Source organism: Microbacterium sp. (assembly GCF_041909575.1).
Taxonomy (GTDB): Bacteria; Actinomycetota; Actinomycetes; order Actinomycetales; family Microbacteriaceae; genus Microbacterium.
This window is the reverse complement of the sequence record NZ_JAYRDE010000030.1, coordinates 20,134-27,145: the sequence shown is the minus strand read 5'-3', so window position 1 is coordinate 27,145 and position 7,012 is coordinate 20,134. Positions and strand designations below refer to the sequence as shown.

General features: G+C 70.6%; 6 protein-coding genes. All 6 read right to left on the bottom strand.

What is annotated here, in order from left to right; all coding sequences use genetic code 11:
• A partial coding sequence (locus tag ACE3O1_RS06430; protein ID WP_374313606.1) for a LuxR C-terminal-related transcriptional regulator occupies window positions 1–1,600 on the bottom strand: 1,600 nt, incomplete at its 3' end.
• A 118-nt stretch (window positions 1,601–1,718) separates the two neighbouring features.
• On the bottom strand, window positions 1,719–3,338 hold the full coding sequence (locus tag ACE3O1_RS06425) for a response regulator transcription factor (RefSeq protein ID WP_374313604.1): 1,620 nt from the start codon (window positions 3,336–3,338) through the stop codon (window positions 1,719–1,721).
• Window positions 3,339–3,509: 171 nt separating this feature from the next.
• Entirely contained in the window at window positions 3,510–4,199 is a 690-nt protein-coding gene (rplA, locus tag ACE3O1_RS06420) for a 50S ribosomal protein L1 (protein ID WP_374313602.1), read from the bottom strand.
• A gap of 14 nt (window positions 4,200–4,213) precedes the next feature.
• Window positions 4,214–4,645 (bottom strand): 50S ribosomal protein L11, encoded by a 432-nt coding sequence (gene rplK, locus ACE3O1_RS06415; RefSeq protein ID WP_056121761.1) that lies wholly within the window; start codon window positions 4,643–4,645, stop codon window positions 4,214–4,216.
• A gap of 237 nt (window positions 4,646–4,882) precedes the next feature.
• Window positions 4,883–5,710, bottom strand: a complete 828-nt coding sequence (locus ACE3O1_RS06410; RefSeq protein WP_374313601.1) for an endonuclease domain-containing protein — start codon at window positions 5,708–5,710, stop codon at window positions 4,883–4,885.
• A 246-nt stretch (window positions 5,711–5,956) separates the two neighbouring features.
• Complete coding sequence (gene nusG, locus ACE3O1_RS06405) at window positions 5,957–6,997, bottom strand: transcription termination/antitermination protein NusG (protein WP_374313600.1); 1,041 nt, start codon at window positions 6,995–6,997, stop codon at window positions 5,957–5,959.
• Window positions 6,998–7,012 lie beyond the last annotated feature (15 nt).

The window sequence follows — 7,012 nt, the reverse complement described above, 5'->3', positions numbered from 1 at the left end:
TCGCCGCCGCTCGCGAAGAGAGGCCGAGCTTGCCGTAGATGTTGGCGAGGTGACGAGCGACGGTCTTCTCGCTGAGCGTGAGGCGGTCGGCGATGGCACGGTTCGTCAGGCCGGTCGACACGAGGCGCAGCACCTCGACCTCCCGGTCGGTGAGTGAGCCGGTCGGGCGATCGGCGGTCAGTGAGGTGAGCTCGGAGAGCGCCGCGCGTGCGCCGAGTTCCAGGAACGCGCGCCGGGCCTTATCCAGCTCGGCGGTGGCGGCATCCGACTCTTCCAGGGCGAGGAGGATCCGTCCCCGGACCGCACCGCACCGCGCCACCTCGTACGGCGCCTCGAGGGCGGACCACGCCGAGTGAGCGGCGTCCACCGCCTCGAGAGCTCCGTGAGCATCGCCCTCCGCGAGCCGGACTCGCGCCTCGACGAACGAGGCGACCGCCGCCAGCATGGGGGTGGGTGCCGATCGATTCGCGGTGGTCAGCTCGTCCGCTGCACGTCGGGCCGCGGCGACATCGCCCGCGGCGATCTCGATCTCCGCCACGGCCGGCAGCAGACGACGGCGCCCTCCCTCCTCAGCGCCCGCGACACTGTGGCGGATCATCGTCTGGGCCAGTGCGGCGTCGCCTTTGGCGAGAGCGAGCAATGCCAGTCCCGGCTGCGGATCCCACCCCGTCTGTGCGGCACGCTGATAATGCTCGTCTGCGGCGCGCACCTCACCGCGCAGCCGATGCAGCTCGCCGAGCTGGTAGTTCGCGACGTACCCGGCCGTGAAGTCGCCCGCTCGCAGGCGCTCCTCCGCGAGGGTTGCGGCCGCGGATGCCTCGGCCCACTCACCGTGCAGCAGCAGCAGCTGCGCCCGATAGGCGTGACACTGGCCGCTGTAGGCGACCAGGTCCGGCTGATCACTGCACAGTTGCGCGAATGCCGCCGTCCCGCTCTGTGCGCGTTCGAGGTCGAATGCCTCGTGCCAGACATCGAGCATCACGCGATAGAAGATGCACGTGGTCATGGTCGACACCTCGCCCGCGGACACCGCCGCCACGACCGGGTCGCGACCGGCGAGCCCCTCGACGGTCCGTCCCAGGGTCGTCAGGCACTTCCCCTGGCCGAACGCGGCGTATGCCGCGAGTTCGCGATCGCCGGCCCGGTCGGCGATCGCCGCGATCTCATCGCACCGACGTTTCGCCTCGGCGACATCACCGACGAACATCGCCGTGAAGGCGGCCGGGACGAGCGCGACGAAGCCTCCCACCGAGCCCGGCTCGTCCAGACGCGCGACCAGACGCAGTCCCCGTCCGATCCACGACGCGCTCACGGTGACCTCGCCGGCCTCGAGCATCTCGAAGGCGATCCACCCCGCCGTGCGGGCGGCGCCGAGCGTGTCATCGAGAGCGACGTACATCTCGTGCGCATCGGTCAGGGCACGGATCGCCGCTTCGTGTCGACCCCGCAGGAACGACGCCGTCGAGAGGAGTTCCAGATCCGGCGCGGACAGTCGTGTGCCGCCGGTCGCCCCGGCCTCTTCGAGCTGTTCGCATGCCTCGCGCCAGCGGCCCTCTGCGGCGGCGGACCGGGCGAGGTCGAGCGCTCCCGTCGCGGCCATGACACCCCCACCCGAGCGCGCGCCAGTACCCTGCCGGCGGGACGCACCTCGCATCGTCTCGGACGCTAGCGCCGAATTCGTGCCGACCGCAAGGCGGCTGGCCGGATGCCGCGCCGGGTCAGATGAGCCCGTTCTCGTAGGCATAGGCCGTCGCCGCCGCTCGCGAAGAGAGGCCGAGCTTGCCGTAGATGTTGGCGAGGTGACGAGCGACGGTCTTCTCGCTGAGCGTGAGGCGGTCGGCGATGGCACGGTTCGTCAGCCCGGTCGACACGAGGCGCAGCACCTCGACCTCGCGATCGGTGAGCGAGCCGGTCGTGCGCAGTCCCAGGAGCTCGTTGACCTCGGCGAGGGCCGGACCGGCACCGAGTTCGGCCAAGGCCCTGCGGGCGGCGTCGAGATCCGCTGCCGCCGCGACGTGGTCGCCGTGCGCGAGCAGGACCCTGCCCCGGAGCACGCGGCACCGGGCCGGCTCATAGGGCACGGCCAGAGCCGTCCACGACGCAATCGCCGCGGTGGCGGCATCCCGCGCAGCGGCGGCTTCGCCGCCGGCGAACGCGACCCCGGCCGCGGCCGCCTCGGTGACGGCGTTGAGCATCGGGGTCGGTGCGGTTCGGCGCAGCGCGTCGAGATCGTCGGCGGCGCGTCGCGCGGCGTCGACGTCGGCGGCCGCGAGCTCGACCTCCACGAGGGCGGGAAGAAGCCGTCGGCGGGTCCCCTCATCGGCTCCCGCGACGGCGTGGCGGAGCATCGTCCGGCCACCCGAGACGTCGGCCTGGGCGATCCGCAGGAGGGCCCACCCCGGCTGGGGGTCCCACCCGGTCGCCGCGGCGCGCCGGTAGTGCTCGTCCGCCGCGCGGTGCTCCCCTCTCAGCCGGTGGATCTCGGCGAGCTGATAGTTCGCGACGTAGGCGGCGGTGAAGTCCCCCGCGCGCAGCCGCTCCTCGGCGACGGTCGCCGCGGCCGACGCCTCCGCCCATTCGCCGGCCAGCACGTGCAGCTGGGCACGGTAGGCGTGGGACTGTCCGCTGTAGGCGATGAGCTGCGGCTGCGCGGAGCACCACCGCGCGAACACGGCCGTCCACCGCTGTGCCCGCGCGAGGTCGAACGCCTCGTGCGCGACATCCAGCAGCACGCGGAAGAAGACGCACGTCCACAGCGGCGACACGTCCCCCGCCTCGACGGCCGCCATCGCCCGGTCCAGGCTGGCGAGCCCCTCCGCGGTGCTGCCGATCGTCGTGAGGCACTTGCCCCGCCCGAACGCGGCGTGCGCCGCCAGCTCTCGGTCGCCCGTCCTCTCCGCGATCGTCGCGATCTCATCGAACTTGCGCAGGGCCTCGGCGAAGTCGCCCACGAAGAGCCCGGTGAGCGCCGCCGGGACCAGCGCCACGCGGCCGCCGACGGCCGGGCTGTCCTCGAGCTGGGCTACGAGCCGGAGTCCGCGAGCCATCCACGTTCCGCTCAGGGGCAGGTCGCCGATCTCGAGAAGCTCGAGCGCGAGCCAGCCGGCGGTTCGGGCCGCGCCGGCCGTGTCGCCCTCAGCGAGGTGGAGATCGTGCGCCTGCGTCATCGCCTCGACGGCCGTGTCCGTCCGGCCGCGGAGGATCGAGGCAGTCGCGAACAGCTCCAGATCGGAGGCGTCCAGACCGCTCGGGCTCTCGGCCCGAGCCTGCGCAAGCAGCTCGAACCCCGCACGCCAGCGCCGGTCCGCTACCGCGGTCCGGCCGGATTCGAGTGCCACCCCCGCGCCCATCACGCTCCCCCACGGGCGCCGCCGGCACGCCCGGACGGGATGCGCGCGTATCGGGGGAACCGTAGCGCCGCCCCCGTCCCAGCCGCAAGCGGCTGCTTCCGGGAATGACGACGGGGCCTCACCCGAAGGTGAGACCCCGTGCGTTCCGATCCCGATGGATCAGAAGGAGTTGACGTCCAGCGGGATGCCGGGGCCGAACGTGGTCGACACGGCGCCCTTCTGGATGTAGCGGCCCTTCGAGCTCGACGGCTTCAGGCGGATGATCTCCTCGAGCGCCGCGGCGAGGTTCTCGTCCAGCTGCTCGGCCGAGAACGAGGCCTTGCCGACGACGAAGTGCACGTTGGCGTGCTTGTCGACGCGGAACTCGATCTTTCCGCCCTTGATCTCCTCGACGGCCTTGGCCGGGTTGGGGGTCACGGTGCCGGTCTTGGGGTTCGGCATGAGGCCGCGCGGGCCCAGCACCTTACCCAGGCGACCGACCTGGCCCATGAGCTCGGGCGTCGAGACGGCCGCGTCGAATGCGGTCCAGCCGCCGGCGACCTTCTCGATGAGCTCGGCGCCGCCGACCTCGTCCGCACCCGCGGCGATGGCGGCCTCCGCGGCCGGACCCGTCGCGAACACGATGACGCGGGCGGTCTTGCCCGTGCCGTGCGGGAGGATGACGGTGCCGCGCACCATCTGGTCTGCCTTGCGCGGGTCGACCGCGAGCTTGAGCGCGACCTCGACGGTCGAGTCGAACTTCGCCGAGCCGGTCTGCTTCGCAAGGGCGACGGCCTCGGTCGGCGTGTAGAACTTGTCCGCCTCGATCTTGGCGGCAGCGGCCCGGAAGGCCTTGGACTTGGTAGCCATGTTTCCTATCCCCCTCAGTCCTCGACCGTGATGCCCATGGAACGGGCGGTGCCCGCGATGATCTTCGAGGCGGCCTCGATGTCATTCGCGTTCAGGTCGGGCTGCTTCGTCTCTGCGATCTGGCGCACCTGCTCCTTGGTGAGCTTGCCCACCTTGGTCGTGTGCGGGGTCGGCGAGCCCTTCTGCAGGCCGGCGGCCTTCTTGATGAGCTCGGCGGCCGGAGGGGTCTTCAGGACGAACGTGAAGCTGCGGTCCTCGTAGACGGTGATCTCCACGGGGATGACGTTGCCGCGCTGCGACTCGGTCGCGGCGTTGTACGCCTTGCAGAACTCCATGATGTTGACGCCATGCTGACCGAGCGCGGGCCCGATCGGCGGCGCCGGGTTGGCTGCACCGGCGTTGATCTGAAGCTTGATCAGGCCGGTCACCTTCTTCTTCGGTGCCATTGTGTTCCTTCGTTCGAGCGCCCTCGCGGGCGCGCTTCCACGAACCAGGCGAGCCCTGGACGTGGTGGGGTTTCGTCGCGCACGATGGGCGCAACCGCTCAAGTCTACCCGATCCATCCCGGGTCTCCACCCGCGGGCCGATCCGCGGAGATGTGCAGGATCACGGATGCCGCGGAGCAGCAGCATCCGTCATCGTGCACATCTCCGTCATTCGGCGCGGGTGGATCGCGAGCGGCGTCACGAAGCGACGTGCAGTCGCTGTGCAACGGCGCGCACGATGACGTCGTGCACCTCGGTCCACCGCGTGAGGACCTGCACGTAGTCCACGCGGATCACGTGGTACCCGAGCAGCAGCAGCCGCGCGTCATGAGCGATGTCGCTGCGCCGCTGACCGCCCACATGGTGGCCGCCGTCGATCTGCAGGACGAGCCGGTCGCCGATGAGGAAGTCGACGGCATGGCCCGCCAGCCACACCTGTTGCCGGATCGGCAGCCGGAGGAAGCGCAGGCGCACGGGGATGAAAGTCTCGAGGCCTGAGTCCGAGTAGAGGGAGCAGTTGTCGAGCGTGGCGCGCGCCGTCGACGGCAGCGGGAGGCGTCCGAGCGACTCCCGCGTGACGAGGGCCTGGCGGAGCGCAGATTCCCAGATGGCGAGCGCCTCCTCGCGCGGCAGGCACGCCGCGACGATCGCGAGCACGTTCTCGAGCGGATCGACCAGCGAATCGGGATGTCTGGGCACGAGCGGCCGGCTCCAGTGCACGTGTGTTCCCTCCCTCACCGCGCCGACGTGTCGGTGCGGCGGCGCTGCGACGTGCACGGCATCCTCCCGCAGCACCCAGAGCCCCAGCCGTCGAGCCTGGGTCTCGCACGTGAGCACCACCCCGGCGCGAGCGGCCGCGACGAGGAGCGGATCCGCATCCGGCAGCGCGACCCAGCCGTTACGCGGTCGGATCAGCGTCTTCGCCGACACGGCGCCCTCGATCGCGCGGCGGGAGAAGCCCTGCGCGCGCAGCGTCGAGACCCGCACGACTCCGCTCCCGCGGATGGCATCCTCGACGCTTTCCATCACCCCAGGGTGCGGCAGTTCGACAGCAGGCCGGAGGCTGCTCGCCGCTGTCGGAGAGAACCCGCACGCCGGCGTACCGGGGGAGGAGGGTGCAGCGCGGGCCGATCCGCGGAGATGTGCAGGATCACGGATGCCGCGGAGCAGAAGCATCCGTCATCGTCCACATCTCCGTCATTGAGCGCACCCCGCGACACCACGAAGCGCCCCGCCTATCCGGCGGGGCGCTTCGCGAGAGGCTCGGAAGCCCTAGAGCTTGGTGACCTGGTCGAACGACAGCTCGACCGGGGTCTCGCGCTCGAACAGGGAGACGAGGACCGTGAGCTTGCCGCTCTCGGGCTTGATCTCGCTGATCGTGCCGGGAAGACCCGCGAACGAGCCCTCCTTGATCGTGATGGTCTCGCCGACCTCGAAGTCGACCTCGGCCGGGATGACGCGCGTGGCGGCCGCGCCGCCCTTCTTGGCTGCGCCGGCCTTGGCGGGTGCGGTCTCCTTGATCTCGACGAGGCTCTTCAGCATGTTGAAGGCCTCTTCGAAGCGCAGCGGCGTCGGGTTGTGGGCGTTGCCCACGAAGCCGGTGACGCCGGGCGTGTGGCGCACGACCGACCAGGTGTCCTCGTTGAGCTCCATGCGCACGAGCACGTAGCCGGGGATTCGGACGCGCGTGACCATCTTGCGCTGACCGTTCTTGATCTCGACGACGTCCTCCATCGGGACCTCGATCTGGTAGATCTCCTCCTCGACCTCGAGCGTCGACTTGCGCTGCTCGATGTTGGCCTTCACCTTGCGCTCGAAGCCGGCGTAGGAGTGGATGACGTACCACTTGCCCGGGAGGGTGCGCAGCTCGGAGCGGAAGGACTCGTACGGGTCCTCGTCCTCGTCCTCATCGGAGTCGGAGTCGGCGTCCTCGTCGGAGACGATGTCGTCGTCGCCGTTCACGTCGGGACCGTCGTAGGGGGTCACCTCGTCGGCGGCCTCCGCCTCGAGCTCGGCCACCTCCTCGGCGATGGAGTCGTTGATGACCTCGGCGGCGGCCTCGGTCTCGGCCGCCTCGTCGAGGTTAAGAGCGTCGTTCACGATGGCGTCGGCCTCCGGGTCGTCGATGTCGATGTCGTCCAGGTCGGCGTCGCTCTCTTCTGAGTCGTCGACGATGTGGATCGCCGCGTGCTCTGCCGCCGTGTTGGCGCGGTCCTCCTCGGCGAGGATGTTGCCCTCCTGGGCCTCGTCATCCTCCGAGGACTGCTCCGCCGCCGTCGCCCAGTCGGCGTCGTCGATGAATCTTTCAGACACTGAATTCTCTTCCGT